Origin of the sequence: Rhodovulum sp. HP10, assembly GCF_047553435.1 — a bacterium.
In the GTDB taxonomy this organism is placed as follows: domain Bacteria; phylum Pseudomonadota; class Alphaproteobacteria; order Rhodobacterales; family Rhodobacteraceae; genus Rhodovulum.
In genome coordinates, this window is the sequence record NZ_CP180201.1 from 2,853,479 (window position 1) to 2,868,102 (window position 14,624).

Genomic DNA, 14,624 nt, shown 5'->3' on the forward strand with positions numbered 1-14,624 from the left:
TCTTTTCACCTGGTGCCGAACTCCGCGCTCAGCGGACGTTCAGCGCCTCGACCATCACGCATTTGCGCTTGCGTGCGAACGACTTGGGCGAGGTCAGCCCTTCGCCGGTCGGGCCTGCGATGGTGAAGGTCGTGTAGCCTTCGCCGCCGACGGCCAGCCCCGCATAGGACGGGCCGTTCTTGACGAAGATCGTGGTCTGGATGAGCTTGGCCATCTTGGTCAGCTTGCGCACGTTGGTCGAGTGCATCATCGCCGTGTGCCGGTTTCCGTGTTCCAGCTCGACCGCCAGATCGATGGCATCGTCGACGCTGGGTGCACGCACCAGCGGCAGGATCGGCATCATCAGCTCTTCCTGGACGAAGACATGATCCTTGTCGGCTTCGGTCAGGATGATCTTGACGTCGTCGCCCACGGTGATGCCGATCAGGCCCAGCAGGTGCGCCGCGCTCTTGCCGACGCAGGAGGTTTTCGGCCCGCCCTTCTCGTTGATGACAACGCCCTCAAGCTGCTTGATGACCGCCGGGTCCTTGATCAGGTAGGCACCGCATTTCTGCATTTCCGAGATCAGGAAATCGGCGATCTGGTTGACCGCGATCACTTCCTTCTCGGCGATGCAGGGCAGGTTGTTGTCGAAGCTGCAGCCGTTGACGATGTCGCGGGCGGCCTTCTCGATATCGGCGGTCTCGTCGACCACCACCGGCGGGTTGCCCGCGCCCGCGCCGATCGCCTTCTTGCCGGTCGACATCACGGTCTTGACGATGCCCGGGCCGCCGGTCGCGACCAGCATCCGCACCTTGGGATGGGCCATCATCGCGTTGGTGTTGTCGATCGAGGGCGTCTGCACCGTCACCACCAGGTTCGCGGGCGCGCCGAGCGTCGCGAGCTTGCGGTTGATCAGCTTGATCGTCAGCAGCGAGACCTTGGTCGCGCGCGGGTGGACGCTGAACACCGCCGAGTTGCCGGCCGCCAGCATGCCGATCGAGTTGCAGATGACGGTCTCGGTCGGGTTGGTGGTGGGGGTGATCGCACCGACCACGCCATAGGGCGAGTATTCGACCAGCGTCAGGCCGTCATCGCCGCTGACCGCATCGGTGGTCAGATCCTCGATGCCCGGGGTCTTCTCGCAGGCCAGCCGGTTCTTGATGATCTTGTGGGCGGCATTGCCCATCCCGGTTTCCTCGGCGGCCATATGCGAGATCCGCTCGAGCGTGCCGTTCGACAGGATCACCTCGCGGATGCCGTCGGTGAAGCGCTTGCGGGCGGCCATCGAGCAGAACAGGAACTGGCGCTGCGCCAGCTCGGCGGCCTCGATCGCCTCGTCCATGGTCGCGAAGACGCCGTCGCCCAGCGTGGTCGCCTCTTCATCCGAGACCGCGACATCGGCCGAGCTGCCCGAATGCGGGCAGACACCGCAGGGTTGCTTGTCGCCGAGCGCCTTGACGACGAGATCGTTGACGATGTCGTCGATGGGGTCGTCGACGGGCGACTTCGACCAGCAGCAGCGTTTCGAGCCCGGCACGTAACCGGCGCCATCGGTCGTCGCGGCTGCCGGAGACGATCCCAGATCGGTCAGGATCTGAGCCACGAGGTCGGACATGGGCTGACCGCTTTTCGGCTTGGCCGGCGGCGGAGCGTCCGCAGCGCTGTCGGCCGCCGTGCTGCCATAGCCGCTCAGGACCTGGGCCACGGCGTTGCTGATATCCTTGTCGTTCATCTTTCCGCTCCTTCTTCGGGGCTCTGCCCCAATTCGTCCGAAATTCCGGTCAGGGACTGGCGCGCGATGGCCATGTCCTCGTCGACGGTGCCGCCGCTGATGCCGACCGCTCCGACGACCCTGTCGCCGCGCCGAACCGGCATCCCGCCGCCGAAGGTCACGACGCGGCCGTCATGGGTGCTTTCGACGCCGAACAGCATGCCGCCCGGTTGCGCCATCCGGCCAAGCTCGTCGGTGCCCATGCGGAAGGCCGCGGCCGTCCAGGCCTTGCCGGGGGCCAGCGCGGCGCTGGCGGGCAGGCTGCCCTCCATCCGGTGAAACAGGATCTGGGCCCCGCTTGCATCGGCCACCGAGATCACCACCGGCACGCCCATCGCCACCGACGCGGCCCGGGCCCGGGCGGCAATGGCCTCGGCTTCGGCGAGGGTCAGATCCGCCGCCGGGGCAGGGGAGACCCCGCGCCGTTCCAGCGCAGCCGTCACCAGCCGCTCGATCAGTTGGGTTTCGTTCGGGCTCATCATCGCATGCGCCTCCTCAATGGGTCTCGACGGTGTCGACAATGCCGACGATCGAGGCATCCGAGACCGACTTGCCCAGCGAACCCGCCATCCGCGCGCCGCTGCCCTTGGCGACGATCACCGTCTCGCCCCAGCCCGCGCCGACCGTGTCGACGGCGATCTCGGTGAAACCGGTCGGTTCCAGTTGCGGGGTCAGCCGCGCCACGATCAGAAGCTTGGAGCCGGTGAGGCTCGGATCCTTGCTGGTCGAGACCACGGTCCCGATAACGCGTCCCAGATGCATCGGCCTTCTCCTACACTCTCACGACGCGGACCTGCCGGGCCCGCAACTCTTCCGCCGCCAGCGGCGTGATCAGGACATCGGCGTCGAGCGTCAGTTCGGCGCTGTCGAACGTCTTGGCCTCGCTCCAGCCGAAGACCCGCGACCCGGGCACGGAGGGTGTCGCGGTCCTCCGGCCCGGGCCCGGCCCCCGGTCGCCCGGCCGCGGGGACGCGATGGCATCGCCCAGCTTCGCGGCCCAGGCAAACTCGACCCCATAGCTCTGCAGGCGGACCAGATGTCCGGCCAGCATTTCGCGATAGGCGGCATTTCCGGTCAGACCGCGCGCCTTGCGGTCGCGGCTGGCGGGGCAGACGCCGTCACGGGCCGCCACCACGCGGCGGCCGCGTTCGAGCGCGCCGGTCAGAAGCGCCGAGACCTCGTCCTCGGCCATGCCGAGCGAGGCCCGCGCTGCCAGCGCCACGCTGAGCGCGGGCACCACCACGAGGCCATGGCGTCCCAGGACGCCGTCGATATCGGTTTCGCCGGGCGCCGCCATCGGCGGGATCGCCTGCGCGCCGCCCAGCAGGCGCAGCCGTTCCGGGGTCAGAAGCCCGGCGGCGTCGGGGCTGCGGCGGATCTCGAAGGACCAGCCCGCGGCATTCAGCGGCGACAGCGACCGGATCGCCGCGTCGAGGCCCAGATCGGTGCCCGAGACCAGCAGCAGCGCCGAGCGCTCGCGGGCCTTCAGACGGGCCACGATGCGGTCCGACAGCAGGTCCAGCAGGGCCCGGTCGAGCAGGGTATCGAGCGCGGCGCGGTCCATCATTTCTCTCCTGTCGCTTGCGGGAACATCGCGATCCCCAGCGGGGTCACCAGGAGCGGCTCGGCCGGCTTGACGATCCGGCGGCCGGTCTCCTTGGCGAAGACCTGCTCGAACTCGCTGAAGGTGCAGGCGCCGCCGACGACATGGACGGCGTCCAGATCGGGATAGGCCTCGAGGAAGCGGGCGACGATGCTGGCCATCTTGTCGGCCACGGGGCGGATGACGGCGAAGACATCGCGTTCGGCGGCGGGGTCCAGCTTCTCGGCCTCGGCCTCCTCGAAGCTGACGCCGCGCGCCCCGGCCAGGACCAGCGTCATATGGGTGCCGCCGGTCGCCTCGTCGAAGGAAGCCAGGACCTCGCCATCCTTCAGCACGCTGATGCCGGTGGTGCCGCCGCCGACATCGACAACGGCGCCGTCGGCGATGCCGAGGAACCGGGCCGCGGCGGCAGGTTCGTCGACGATCTCGGCCAGCTCGAAATCGGCCGCCTCGACGACATTGCCGATGGCCTTGGTGCTGCCCGGATGGATGCCGGGCGGGATCGCGGCGGCGGCCCGGATCAGGGGCTCGCCAAGGCGCGCTTCAAGCTCGGCCTTCATCTCGCGGACGGCACGGACCGCGCCGATATAGTCGACGACGATGCCGTCGCGGACCACCGTCGAGCGGAAGGTGGTCCCGGCGACGGGGCGGTTGGCCGCGTCGAGCACGGCCAGCACCAGATTTGCGGTGCCGAGATCGACGCCGATCTTCAGCGGGCCCGGCGCGCGGCGATCCGCGGGCAGCACGTCGCCCGAGCGGATCAGCTCGGCAAAATCGCGCAATGTCCTGTCGGTGCTCATCGTTCTGGTCCCGTTTCCTCGCGTCGTCGTCCCTGCGGTCAGTCCCGGAGGATCCGCACGATATCGTCGTTCTTCAGCCCGAAGGCGTTCGCTTCCTCGACGTCGATATGCATCTCGGTCGCCGAGGCCTCGGCCGCGCGGATCGCGACGTGATGCATGATCCCGCCGCGCGGTCCCTCGACCAGCACGCTGACCTCGTCGCCATTGGCGAGGCCCAGCCGGGCGGCGGTTTCGGGCAGCATGTGGATGTGGCGCATCGCGACGATCACGCCCGCGCTCTTGCGCACCGAGCCATGCGGGCCGACGATCTCGAGGCCGGGGGTGTCGTTGAGCTTGCCCGACATCCGGAGCGGCGGGCGGACGCCCAGCGCGAAGCCGTCGGCGGTCGAGACCTCGACCTGGGTGTCCTTGCGCAGCGGCCCGAGAACCCGGACCTTGCCGATCTCGCCCTTGGGCCCGCGCAGGATCACGGTTTCCTCGGCGGCATACTGGCCGGGCTGCTTCATCGCCTTCTTGCGGGTCAGCATGACGCCGGGGCCGAACAGCGCATCCATGTCCTGGCGCGACAGGTGGATATGCCGGTTCGAGACGCCGACCGGAACCAGCGCGGGGTCGGATCCCGCGTCGGTTCCGGTCGTGCCCCGCGCTGCCGCACGCCCTTGCGCCAGCACCTCGGAGACGATCCGATCAATCATGTTACCAGTTTCCAGCATCGTCCTGTCCTGTTCCTCTCGACCCGCCCCCTTGCCGCGTCTCTCCGCGGTGGCCTCGGGGGCTTCGGTCCCGGCCGCATCGGGCGTCCGGCTCCTGGCCGCTTCCGGTTCTTGCCCCGCGCGCTGCGCCGGGGCGGTTCACATCACTTCCCGGAGCGTCCGGGCTTCCTGGCCGGGCTGGAACGCCGGCGGTTCCGCCGCCCGGCATTCGCCGTCCCGCCGGCCGCCGCCGCCTCGTCGGAGGTGTCAGCGGCTGTCTCCGAGGGCGCGGCTTCGGGCCCGGCTTCGGGAGCGGGCTCGGAGCTTGTCTCGGTCGGTGTGTCCGTCCCGGCCTCCGGAGCCGCCTGGTCCTCGGCAGCGGGTGCTGCCTCGGCCGGGGTCTCCGCCGGGGGGGTGTCGGGGGTGGGGGTGTCGTCGGACGCCAGAGTCCCAGTGGCGTCCGACGCGGCCGCCGCATCCGTTTCCGCGTCTTGTTCGGCCTCGGCCGTGTCGACCTCCGCCGGAGCGGGCGGAGCCGCTTCGGCAGGGGACGGTCCGGCTTCGGTCGCGGGCTCGGAAGCTGCAGCCAGGCCGCCTTTCGGATCCGGGTCCGGATCCGTCGGCGGCAGCGCACCCACCGTTGCAGGACTGTCCACCAGCAAGGACACGTCCCGCGCCGGGCGCGCGATAACCTGGGTCGACACGACGCGGTTGACCCGCTCGGCCGCCACGGCGCCGGCCGCAACCGCGGCCTTGATGGCGCCCACTTCTCCGCGAAGCTTGACGACCGTCATGCCATCGCCATTGGTCAGCTCGTAGCCCACCAGCTGGACATTTGCCGATTTCACCGCAGCATCGGCGGCTTCCACGGCAGCAGCCAGGCCGATGGTTTCGATCAATCCAAGGCTTTTCTCGGTCATGACGGTCATCCTCTTTCAGGCTCAGATGTACGGCGTGGTGGTCGACTCGAGCGGAGCCGGGTCCATGGCGCCCAGAAGCTGCTTGCCGACATCGCGGGCAGCATGGATCGCCTGGCGCACCGCACCGGAATCGCCGCTGAACATGTAGATGGCCTCGTTCGAGTAGCTGGTCCCGCCATTGCCGGGCGAGGCATAGCCGACGGTCTCGACCGTGGCCGCCTTGGCGGCGGTATCGGCCATCAGCACGCCGATGGCGGCAGGCGCCCCCACGGTGATGCCGAAAGCCTGGCCGACCGGCGCGCCGAAGGCCTTGTTCAGGGCGTAGCTGGCACGGGCGGTGTACTGGAACTCCAGGTGGCCCGCGTCGTTGCCGTAGACATCGCCGAAGGTCCGGTCCAGTTCGCCCAGCATGACCTCGACCGCCCGACGGGCGTCCGAGACATCCGCGGCGCCGAAGATGACCAGCGAGCCGTGGCCGCCGCCGCCCTTGGTGTCGCGCGGCAGTTCGATCACCAGCACTTCGCTGTTGGTCGCCTTCACCGCCTCATCGGCCGCGAAGATATGGGGACCGGCTCCGGTCCGTGCGCCAACGATGCCGATCGAGCGGTATTTCTTGTCGATCTTCATCGCTTCGTGCAGGGCCGGATCGACATTGGCGATGACCACGCCGATGGTGTCGCCGATCGCGGTGCCGACGAATTCGGTCAGCTGGCAGGCCTTGGGCGCCTTTGCCGGGGCTGCCTTCGCTTCGGGTTGGGGGGCGGAGGAGGAGGAGCTGTCGCTCCCCCCCATTTTCCGGATCACTTCCCCCATGAGTTGTTCGACGAGATCGTCTTTCATGACCGATCCTCCTAGTCTTCAGTCAGGGGTTACTCGGCGACCGGGGCGGGATGGGGCAGAATGCGTTCCACCTCGGTATGCGGCCGCGGGATGACGTGGACAGAGGCCACGGTGCCGACCTTGCCAGCCGCCACGGCGCCCGCATCGGTAGCGGCCTTGACCGCGCCGACATCGCCACGCACCATCACGGTGACGAGGCCCGAGCCGATTTTCTCGTAGCCGATCATCGTCACGTTGGCCGATTTGACCATGGCATCCGCCGCCTCGATGGCGCCGACCAGACCTTTGGTTTCGACCATTCCCAGTGCTTCCTGTTGCATCGCTCTCTCCTTGCTCACGATCTTGCGTTGATGAAGTTAGACTTGGGGTCTTCGCGCTTCTTGCTCTGCTGCATCCTCCCTCGTCCTCTAACCGCCGACCTGCGCCAGCAGATCTTCCAGATCTGCCTGGGACGGTTTGCGTGGGTTGCTGGTCGTGCAGGCATCGGCCAGCGCAGCCGCCGCGACGTCAGAGCTGACGCGACGGTATTCCTCCTTGTCGGCACCGATCTCGGGGATCGTTGCGGGGATGCCGAACAGGGTGTTGAACTCACGGATCTTGGCGATCAGCGCGGCCACTCCGGCAGGGGTGTCGGGGGCGTCGAGGCCGATCAGCCGGGCGATCCGGGCATAGGCGGCGGCGGCCTTCGGCTCTGCCGCGTTCCACGGGATGACCACGGGCAGAAGCACCGAGTTGGTGCGGCCATGGACCACGTGCAGCTTGCCGCCCAGCGCATGGGCGAGGCTGTGGTTGACGCCAAGTCCCGCCGCGGCGAAGGCGAAGCCCGCCAGGCAGGACGCCTGGTGCATCGCGTCGCGCGCTTCCATGTCATTGCCATCGGCATAGGCGCGGGGCAGGTAGGCGAAGGCGAGGCTCAGCGCCTTGTCGGCGAAGGCGTCGGTAAAGTAGTTGGCGCCTCGGGCGACCACGGCCTCGAGCGCGTGGGTGATGACGTCCATGCCGGTATCGGCGGTCACCTTGGGCGGCGCGGTGCGCACGAATTCGGGGTCGAGCAGCGCCACGTCGGGCACCAGCTCTTCCGAGATCAGCGGGAATTTGCGTCCGTTGGCCGGATCCGAGATCACGGCGAAGGTCGTCACTTCGGACCCGGTGCCGCTGGTCGTCGGGATTGCGACGAAGGGGATGTAGCGATCGGGATGCATCTCGCGGACGATGGCAAGGATGGCTTTCGCGCCGTCGATCGGCGAGCCGCCGCCGAGCGCGATGATGACTTCGGGGCCGAAATTGCCCAGATGGCGAGCTCCGGCGGAAACAGCGTCGATGGGGGTGTCGGGGACAACCTCGTCAAAGACCCTGATCTGGCAGTCGGGCAGCGCCTTGCGGACCCGGTCGAGGGCGCCGGACTGCGCCAGGAAAGCGTCGGTCACGATGCCGACCTTCCGGCCGCGATAGGCGTGCAGGCGGTCCAGCAGTCCGGGGCCGAAGACGATCTCGGTCCTGGTTTGGAAACTCGTGTAGCGGGTCATTCGGGTCACCTGTTCTTCGCGGGTCGTCGGGTCGTCAGATCGTGAGGGCGGCGGACACGGGCGGTTGGATGTCAGGGGAGCCCGCCCGTGTCTCTGCCCGGCCGGCCCCCGCGTGCTGCGCTGCGGGGACCGACCTGTCTCTGGATCAGAACGTTTGTTCCGTCCGGCTGATGATGTCGTCCTGCACCTCTTTCGCGAGGACGACGAACTGGGCGCTGTACCCGGCCACGCGGACCACGAGGTCATTGTGGGCTTCCGGATGTTTCTGCGCGTCCAGCAGGGTTGCACGGTCGATCACGTTGAACTGCACATGCATGCCCTTGTGATCGAAGTACGACCGCACCAGCGAAGCGAAGTTCTGCAGACCCTGGTCACCGGCCAGCGCCGAAGGCAGGAACTTCTGGTTGTAGAGGGTGCCGTTCGACGCGATGAAGTGGTCCAGCTTGGCCACCGAGTTGGCAGCGGCGGTCGGGCCCTTCGAGTCCTTGCCCTGCCGCGGCGACACACCGTCCGAAAGCGGCTGCTTGGCGAGACGGCCGTCGGGCAGCGCGCCCACGTCCTTGCCGAAGAGCACGTTCGCGGACACCGGGTAGATCCCGGCCTGGAACTGGCCGCCACGCGGGTTGGTGTATTTCTCCACCTCGAGGCAGTAGATCCGGGCGCATTTCCGGGCGATCAGGTCGACATCGTCGATGTCGTTGCCGAAGCACTCGGCCGAGTCCATCAGGCGCCGGATGCTTTCATACTTCGACGAGTCCGACGTCGGAGCGCTGTTGGTGGCGAGGGTCCGGTAGACCTCGTCCTTCAGCGTGGCCACATCGACCGAGCTGTTGGTCGAGAGGACCTTGCGCACCGCGGCGTAGACTTCTTCCTCGGACGGCCCCTTGCCGGTGGCCGACGGAGCGGTCGAGCCGAGCGCGACACCGAAGTTCGCATCCATGGCTTGCTTGAGGTCGGCCATCGACACTTTCTTCTCGTCGAAGACGAACTTCTTCATCGCGTAGACCGAGTCGCCGCTATCCGCGACGCCGAAGGCCTGCGGGCCGGTGAAGTTGTAGATCGCGCCACCTTCCTGGACCGACTTGCCGCGGCCGAGGCAGTCATCGACCATGGCCGAGAGGAAGGGCAGCGGAGCCCGTTCGGCATGGGCGATGTCGACGCAGTTGTCGGCTTCGGCAAGGTGTTTGACGAAGAAGGCCATCTGCGTCTTGAACGCGACGTAGAAGTCGTCGAGCGATTTCCACTCGGTCATCTCGCCGGTTTTCGGACCCAGCTGCGTGTCGCCCGCGCGGCCGTTGTTCATGGTGATTTCCAGAACCTTGGCCACGTTGAAGAACGCCGCGTCGTGCCAGCCTTCGGTGCGGTGGATCGCCTGCGGTTCGACGCAGCCGACGATGCCGTAGTCGCGGGCATGGGCCAGCGAGACACCGCGGTTCTGCAGCGCGGGGATGATCACCTCGTCGTTGTAGACGGCCGGAACCCCGAGCCCGAGACGCACGACCTCTGCCGCACGGAACAGGAACTCGTCAGGAGTACCCTGCCAGACGCGGATCGAGAAGGACGGCTGCGGCAGCTTCACATGCGCGGTGGCTTCCATGCACATGTAGGACATCTCGTTGGTGGCATCGAGACCGTCTTCGGTCTGACCACCGACGCAGAGGTTCTGGAACACGGCGTAACCGGCAAAGGCCTGGGCCGAAACTTCGTCGCGGGTCTTGTTGACGTCGTTCAGCTTGATCCAGATGCAGTCGACCAGTTCCTGGGCGAACTCCTTGCTGATCGACTTGTCGGCCAGGAAGTAGGGGTTCATGTACTGGTCGAACCGGCCGGGCGAAATCGAGTGGCCCGAGGATTCGATCTGCAGCATGCACTGGATGAACCACATCGTCTGGCAGGCTTCCCAGAAGGTCGAGGCCGGGTTTTCAGGCACGCGACGGCAGTTCTTGGCGATCTGTTCCAGTTCCGCCTTGCGGGCCGGGTTCGATTCCTTCGCCGCCAGTTCCTCGGCCTTCGCGGCATAGCGATGGGCGAAGTTGATCGCGGCGTTGTAGGCGATCACGGTCGCGTTGTAGAACTGTTTCTTCTTGATGAATTCCGGATCTTTCTCGTCGAGCGCCTCGATCGACTTGATCGCCTGCTCGATGACACCGCGGAAGCCGATCTTGAGGATCTTGCCATAGTCCACGCAGACGTGGCCGACGCCGCCGAAGTAGTAGTTGCCGACGGTGAAGACGCCATTGTTCATGCAGTCATGGGTCTTCTTCGACATGTACGAGGCCGCAAGCGCCTGGGTGGTCTTGCCCGGCCAGTACTTGAAGGCCTCATGCAGCTCGGCTGCGGTTTCCTTCGGGATCTCGAAGGGGTCGGCCATCCGGGTGGCCATCGTGTCGAACTCGGCTTCCACCCATTCGAACGAGAATTCGGGGCAGATTTCGGTCGAACGCGGGTTCTTGGTGATCGCGCCGACGATCAGCTCGTCTTCGCGGATGGTGACCGGAAGCTCGTTGAAGATCTTCTCGGCAACCTTGGCGCGCCGCAGGATCGCCGGCAGCCCTTCGGTTGCCTTGTAGGCTTCGGTCGCAAGAACAGCACGCTCGGACTCGACGTAAGGCTTCGCGTTGATGATCTGCTTCTTCAGCCGCAATACGCGGTCCGTCGGTTTCGTAAAGCCCTTCTCAATCATGGTATCCTCCAGGCTGTTATGCCCCGCCGAGCCATTGCGGCCCGCCGGCGCCGATAGGTTCGTTCAGTTCACGACATCGGGTGCGATGCGACGCAGGAAGGCGCGCATGAGCCCCGGGTGACCGGGCCAGGCCGGAGATGTCGCGAGATTTCCGTCGGTTACGGTGTCTTCCGGCGCAACGGCGACATAGGTGCCACCGACAGCGCGGATCTCGGGGGCGACGGCCGGGTAGGCCGTCAGGGTGCGGCCGGCGAGCACGCCCGCGGCTGCAAGGATCTGCGGCCCGTGGCAGATCGCGGCGACGGGCCGGTCGTTCTTCATGAAGCTGCGGACCAGGGTCAGCACTTCGTCGTCGAGCCGCAGATATTCGCAGGCGCGGCCGCCGGGGAGATAGAGCCCGTGATAGCTGTCCGGGTCGATCAGTCCGAAGGCGGCGGTCAGACGAAACAGGTGACCGGGCTTCTCGCTATAGGTCTGGTCGCCCTCGAAATCGTGGATCGCGGTCCGGATGGTGTCGCCCTTGCATTTGCCGGGGCAGACCGCGTCGACCGCGATGCCTGCCATCTCCAGCGCCTGGAAGGGAACCATCACTTCATAATCTTCGGAATAATCGCCGACGATCATGAGGACTTTGTTTTTCGAGGAACCGAACATTCCATTTCCTTCGCGATGAGCCGCGTCGTTGAATGGAGAATAGGTGTTGGTCGGGGTCCGGGACAACGCGAAGGGTTTGACAATGACGGGTAATAACTTGCCGGAGGGTGCAAAATCCGGCGTATCGGTCATGAAAACAAGGGGTTTGGCGCAGGAGGGCGGTGCGCGGCGCAAATCGGAGCGATGACAGGAAATTACCCGGGCGGGTAAAATCTTGTCATGGGGAGGTCAAGATAACCCCGGTAAAGCCCTCAAGGGGCGTGTGGTGTGGGGCTCCTGCGGTTTCGGGGGCGAATCGAGTTCTCCTTTCAAGTGTCTGAAAAACATATATAAAAAAAGATTTATGGGGCGGTTCTGGACGATTTTGGCTCCTTCGAGGGGCAGGTTTTCCGGCCTTTCCCGACTCTGGCAAGAAATCACCTGCGGAAGCCAAGTTCCCCGCGTTGACCGTTTGGGTAAATTCGCTCACCATTATTTACGACGACGCGCCCAAATTCGGGTTTCGTTTCGATATTCCGATATCGAGGGATGAAAATTTCCGACCCGGGAAGCTAATCTTTTTCCGGATGTGGTTATTTTTGTTTTTGAAATCCGGCAGCGGTTGCGGAGCGAATGGAAACCGAAAGAATCGACATGAGATCTTGAAAGCGGAATCGAAGTGAGCGCGCAAATCCACGTCCTGGATTTCGGGTGAGCGATGTCGGTTGCGTTGCAAGGAGGAACAAATGACTGCACTCGGTTTACTGGTCGCCTTCGGGGGCGGCATTTTCGGGGCGGCGATCGGCGCATTGCCGGCCTTCGCCTTCGTGGGCATCCTGACGATCGCGGGCGTTGCGATCCAGTTGGCCGTCGCGCCAGCGGCCACCGACTTCTTCGGGATCCCGTTCGGCGTCTTCGGTCCGCATGTGGGCGGCTTCGCCTCGGGCGTCGCCGCCGCGGCCTATGCGGCCTCGAAGGGCAAGCTTGACAGCGGCCGCAACATCGTGACGGCGGGCATGGGGCTGAACAGTCCCGACGTGCTGCTGGTCGGCGGCATCTTCGGGATCGTCGGCTACGTGATCTGCTGGGGCGTCGCGATGGTGCCCGATGTGGGCCCGGGCCTGCCCTGGACCGACTATCCCGGCATGAGCGTCGTGATCTCGGCCTTCATCGTGCGCTTCATCTGGGGCACCTGCGGGCTGTGCGGCAAGACGCCGGAAGGCGAGCGCTTCTTCCATCCGACCGATGCCACCAAATGGCTGGTGTTCCAGAGCTCCTTCGGCCAGATCGCCATGATCGGCGTCGGCGTCGGGCTTCTGGGCGGCTGGCTGGGCATCACCTACGGCATGGCGGGTGCGCTTCTGGCCTTCGGTATCGCGGCGGCGAGCCTGCTGTTCCTGACCGTGGGCGTGCTGACTCCCGTCACCCACCACATCGCGCTGCCGGCCGCCATCGTCGGTGTCGCGTCGGGCAGCATCATCTGGGCCGGTATCGCGGGTCTGGTCTGCGCCTTCGTCGGCGAGTTCTTCGCCCGGATCTTCCTCGATCGCGGCGATACCCATATCGACCCGCCGGCCTGCACGATCGCAGCCATGACGCTTGTCTTCAACGTACTGACATCCATCGGTTTCTGGGCTCTCCTCCCAATGCCGGTGTGATCCGGGGGCAGGCCGACACCCTGCACCCCGAACGGGCGGCGCGACATCCCTCCTCCCAAACTCCCCCCTCGTCGCGCCGCCCGTCCTCGCTGTTTTAAAAGAAAGGACGGCCAGATGATCCTGACCATCAACTGCGGCAGCTCCAGCCTGAAGTATCAGCTTTACTCGACAGATCTGTCCGAAGTCGTCGCGAAGGGTCTGATTGCCCGGATCGGCGAGGACTGCTCTACATCCGACCACCACGCCCGCGGCCGACGGGAGTCTGTCGTGCAGCCGATTCCCGACCACCAGGCAGGCTTCCGGCTCATGGTCGAGAACCTGATGAACCCCGAATTCGGCGTCATCGACAGCCCTGCCGCGATCACGGCCATCGGCCACCGCGCGGTGCATGGCGGCGACGTCTTCGTCGACTCGGTCGTGGTCGATGACAACGTGATGGCGCAACTGCGCGCCTGCATCGGCTTCGCGCCGCTGCACAACCCCTGCAACATCGCCGGGATCGAAGAGGCCCGGCGTCTGTTCCCGGGCGTTCCCAATATCGTCGTCTTCGACACCGCCTTCCACCAGACCGTGCCTCCCGAGGCCCATGTCTTCGCGCTGCCCTACGATCTTTACGCCAAGCACGGTGTCCGCCGGTACGGTTTTCACGGCACGTCCTGCCGCTATGTCAGCCAGGCCGCAGCCGACCTGCTGAACTGGCCGATCAAGGACATGAAGATGGTGGTCTGCCATCTCGGCAACGGCGTCACGCTGAACGCGGTCAAGGGCGGCAAGTCGGTCGATACCTCGATCGGTTTCGGCACCTTCTGCGGTGTGCCGATGGGGACCCGCGCGGGCGATTTCGACCCGGCCGTGGTCTTCCACCTGGTCAAGCAGCTCGGCATGTCGATCGATGAGGTCGAGAAGCTCTGCTATCACAAGAGCGGCCTGCTCGGCGTCTCGGGTGTCAGCAACGACATGCGCGAGGTCAGCCGCCGCGCCGCCGAGGGCGACGAGCGCTGCGCGCTGGCGGTCGATATCTTCGTCTATCAGATCAAGAAGACCATCGGCGCCTATGCCGCCGCGATGGACGGGCTCGACGCCCTGGTCTTCACCGCGGGCATTGGCGAGAACAGTGCCGAGATCCGGTCGCGGATCTGTTCCGGTCTCGGCTTCCTCGGGGTTCGGATCGACGAGGCCTCGAATGAGGTGGCGCGCGACGGGTATCCGAATATCAGCGCTCCCGACGCGTCAGTGGCGACGCTGGTCGTGCCCACCGACGAGGAACGGATGATCGCGATGGACACGCTGCGCCTGACGCCCGATCACCTGCTGACAACGCCGCGCGGCGTCTCTGCGCGCGGCTATGAACAGGCGCGGCCGCTCTAGGCCGTCCCTGCCGTCGTCCGGCGGCCTGTCGGGGAGCAGCGGGGGATGCGTCTTCCGCGGGCCCGGCAGGTCGTCGGCGGCTCTCGGCGGCCGCGCCTTCGGCCGCCTTTCTGCTGTTTCTGGGGCAGAGGATGGAACCTCGGGTGCC

At 66.1% G+C, this 14,624-nt stretch carries 13 protein-coding genes and 1 pseudogene; 2 read left to right on the forward strand and 12 right to left on the reverse strand.

Translation table 11 applies throughout. The features are described from left to right. Positions 1–28: 28 nt before the first annotated feature. From ACK8CO_RS13450 to ACK8CO_RS13505, 12 genes and pseudogenes are all read right to left on the reverse strand, one after another. Positions 29–1,714: an aldehyde dehydrogenase family protein gene (locus ACK8CO_RS13450; protein WP_414896946.1), complete on the reverse strand. Its 1,686-nt coding sequence runs from the start codon at positions 1,712–1,714 to the stop codon at positions 29–31. Then, entirely contained in the window at positions 1,711–2,232 is a 522-nt protein-coding gene (locus ACK8CO_RS13455) for a heme-binding protein (protein WP_155774186.1), read from the reverse strand. The genes ACK8CO_RS13450 and ACK8CO_RS13455 overlap by 4 nt, the downstream gene beginning before the upstream one ends. A gap of 16 nt (positions 2,233–2,248) precedes the next feature. Continuing rightward, positions 2,249–2,515: a EutN/CcmL family microcompartment protein gene (locus tag ACK8CO_RS13460; protein ID WP_080617381.1), complete on the reverse strand. Its 267-nt coding sequence runs from the start codon at positions 2,513–2,515 to the stop codon at positions 2,249–2,251. A 10-nt stretch (positions 2,516–2,525) separates the two neighbouring features. After that, the gene (locus ACK8CO_RS13465) at positions 2,526–3,317 is read right to left on the reverse strand and encodes a hypothetical protein (protein WP_080617380.1); all 792 of its coding nucleotides are present in this window, start codon (positions 3,315–3,317) and stop codon (positions 2,526–2,528) included. Then, positions 3,317–4,156, reverse strand: coding sequence for an ethanolamine utilization protein EutJ (eutJ, locus tag ACK8CO_RS13470; RefSeq protein ID WP_414896947.1), 840 nt, complete (start codon positions 4,154–4,156; stop codon positions 3,317–3,319). Before eutJ ends, ACK8CO_RS13465 begins: the two co-directional genes overlap by 1 nt. Before the next feature lie 38 nt (positions 4,157–4,194). After that, complete coding sequence (locus ACK8CO_RS13475) at positions 4,195–4,869, reverse strand: phosphate propanoyltransferase (protein ID WP_080617378.1); 675 nt, start codon at positions 4,867–4,869, stop codon at positions 4,195–4,197. Between the two features lie 632 nt (positions 4,870–5,501). Then, positions 5,502–5,768, reverse strand: a pseudogene (locus ACK8CO_RS13480) (BMC domain-containing protein); the annotation flags it as partial. Positions 5,769–5,789: 21 nt separating this feature from the next. After that, entirely contained in the window at positions 5,790–6,608 is an 819-nt protein-coding gene (gene pduB, locus ACK8CO_RS13485; protein WP_080617377.1) for a propanediol utilization microcompartment protein PduB, read from the reverse strand. A 29-nt stretch (positions 6,609–6,637) separates the two neighbouring features. Continuing rightward, the gene (pduA, locus tag ACK8CO_RS13490) at positions 6,638–6,928 is read right to left on the reverse strand and encodes a propanediol utilization microcompartment protein PduA (protein WP_080617376.1); all 291 of its coding nucleotides are present in this window, start codon (positions 6,926–6,928) and stop codon (positions 6,638–6,640) included. A gap of 87 nt (positions 6,929–7,015) precedes the next feature. Next, on the reverse strand, positions 7,016–8,134 hold the full coding sequence (locus ACK8CO_RS13495; RefSeq protein ID WP_414896948.1) for an iron-containing alcohol dehydrogenase: 1,119 nt from the start codon (positions 8,132–8,134) through the stop codon (positions 7,016–7,018). A gap of 145 nt (positions 8,135–8,279) precedes the next feature. Beyond that, positions 8,280–10,817 carry a glycyl radical protein gene (locus ACK8CO_RS13500; protein ID WP_080617374.1) on the reverse strand — a complete coding sequence of 846 codons (2,538 nt, stop codon included), beginning with the start codon at positions 10,815–10,817 and terminating at the stop codon, positions 8,280–8,282. A 63-nt stretch (positions 10,818–10,880) separates the two neighbouring features. After that, a complete protein-coding gene (locus ACK8CO_RS13505) occupies positions 10,881–11,603 on the reverse strand; it encodes a DJ-1/PfpI family protein (RefSeq protein ID WP_414896949.1) in 723 nt (240 codons plus the stop codon). A gap of 593 nt (positions 11,604–12,196) precedes the next feature. Between ACK8CO_RS13505 and ACK8CO_RS13510 the strand changes: the two genes are divergently transcribed. Together ACK8CO_RS13510 and ACK8CO_RS13515 are read left to right on the forward strand one after the other, a co-directional pair. Then, on the forward strand, positions 12,197–13,108 hold the full coding sequence (locus ACK8CO_RS13510; RefSeq protein WP_080617372.1) for a permease: 912 nt from the start codon (positions 12,197–12,199) through the stop codon (positions 13,106–13,108). 114 nt (positions 13,109–13,222) lie between these two features. After that, the gene (locus ACK8CO_RS13515) at positions 13,223–14,476 is read left to right on the forward strand and encodes an acetate/propionate family kinase (protein WP_080617371.1); all 1,254 of its coding nucleotides are present in this window, start codon (positions 13,223–13,225) and stop codon (positions 14,474–14,476) included. Positions 14,477–14,624 lie beyond the last annotated feature (148 nt).

Coding starts and splice junctions, on each gene's coding strand:
- ACK8CO_RS13495 (WP_414896948.1), bottom strand. CDS start 8,134: ATGACCCGCTACACGAGTTTCCAAACCAGGACCGAGATCGTCTTCGGC.
- ACK8CO_RS13505 (WP_414896949.1), bottom strand. CDS start 11,603: ATGACCGATACGCCGGATTTTGCACCCTCCGGCAAGTTATTACCCGTC.
- ACK8CO_RS13460 (WP_080617381.1), bottom strand. CDS start 2,515: ATGCATCTGGGACGCGTTATCGGGACCGTGGTCTCGACCAGCAAGGAT.
- pduB (WP_080617377.1), bottom strand. CDS start 6,608: ATGAAAGACGATCTCGTCGAACAACTCATGGGGGAAGTGATCCGGAAA.
- ACK8CO_RS13465 (WP_080617380.1), bottom strand. CDS start 3,317: ATGGACCGCGCCGCGCTCGATACCCTGCTCGACCGGGCCCTGCTGGAC.
- ACK8CO_RS13450 (WP_414896946.1), bottom strand. CDS start 1,714: ATGAACGACAAGGATATCAGCAACGCCGTGGCCCAGGTCCTGAGCGGC.
- ACK8CO_RS13510 (WP_080617372.1), top strand. CDS start 12,197: ATGACTGCACTCGGTTTACTGGTCGCCTTCGGGGGCGGCATTTTCGGG.
- pduA (WP_080617376.1), bottom strand. CDS start 6,928: ATGCAACAGGAAGCACTGGGAATGGTCGAAACCAAAGGTCTGGTCGGC.
- ACK8CO_RS13475 (WP_080617378.1), bottom strand. CDS start 4,869: ATGCTGGAAACTGGTAACATGATTGATCGGATCGTCTCCGAGGTGCTG.
- ACK8CO_RS13455 (WP_155774186.1), bottom strand. CDS start 2,232: ATGAGCCCGAACGAAACCCAACTGATCGAGCGGCTGGTGACGGCTGCG.
- ACK8CO_RS13500 (WP_080617374.1), bottom strand. CDS start 10,817: ATGATTGAGAAGGGCTTTACGAAACCGACGGACCGCGTATTGCGGCTG.
- ACK8CO_RS13515 (WP_080617371.1), top strand. CDS start 13,223: ATGATCCTGACCATCAACTGCGGCAGCTCCAGCCTGAAGTATCAGCTT.
- eutJ (WP_414896947.1), bottom strand. CDS start 4,156: ATGAGCACCGACAGGACATTGCGCGATTTTGCCGAGCTGATCCGCTCG.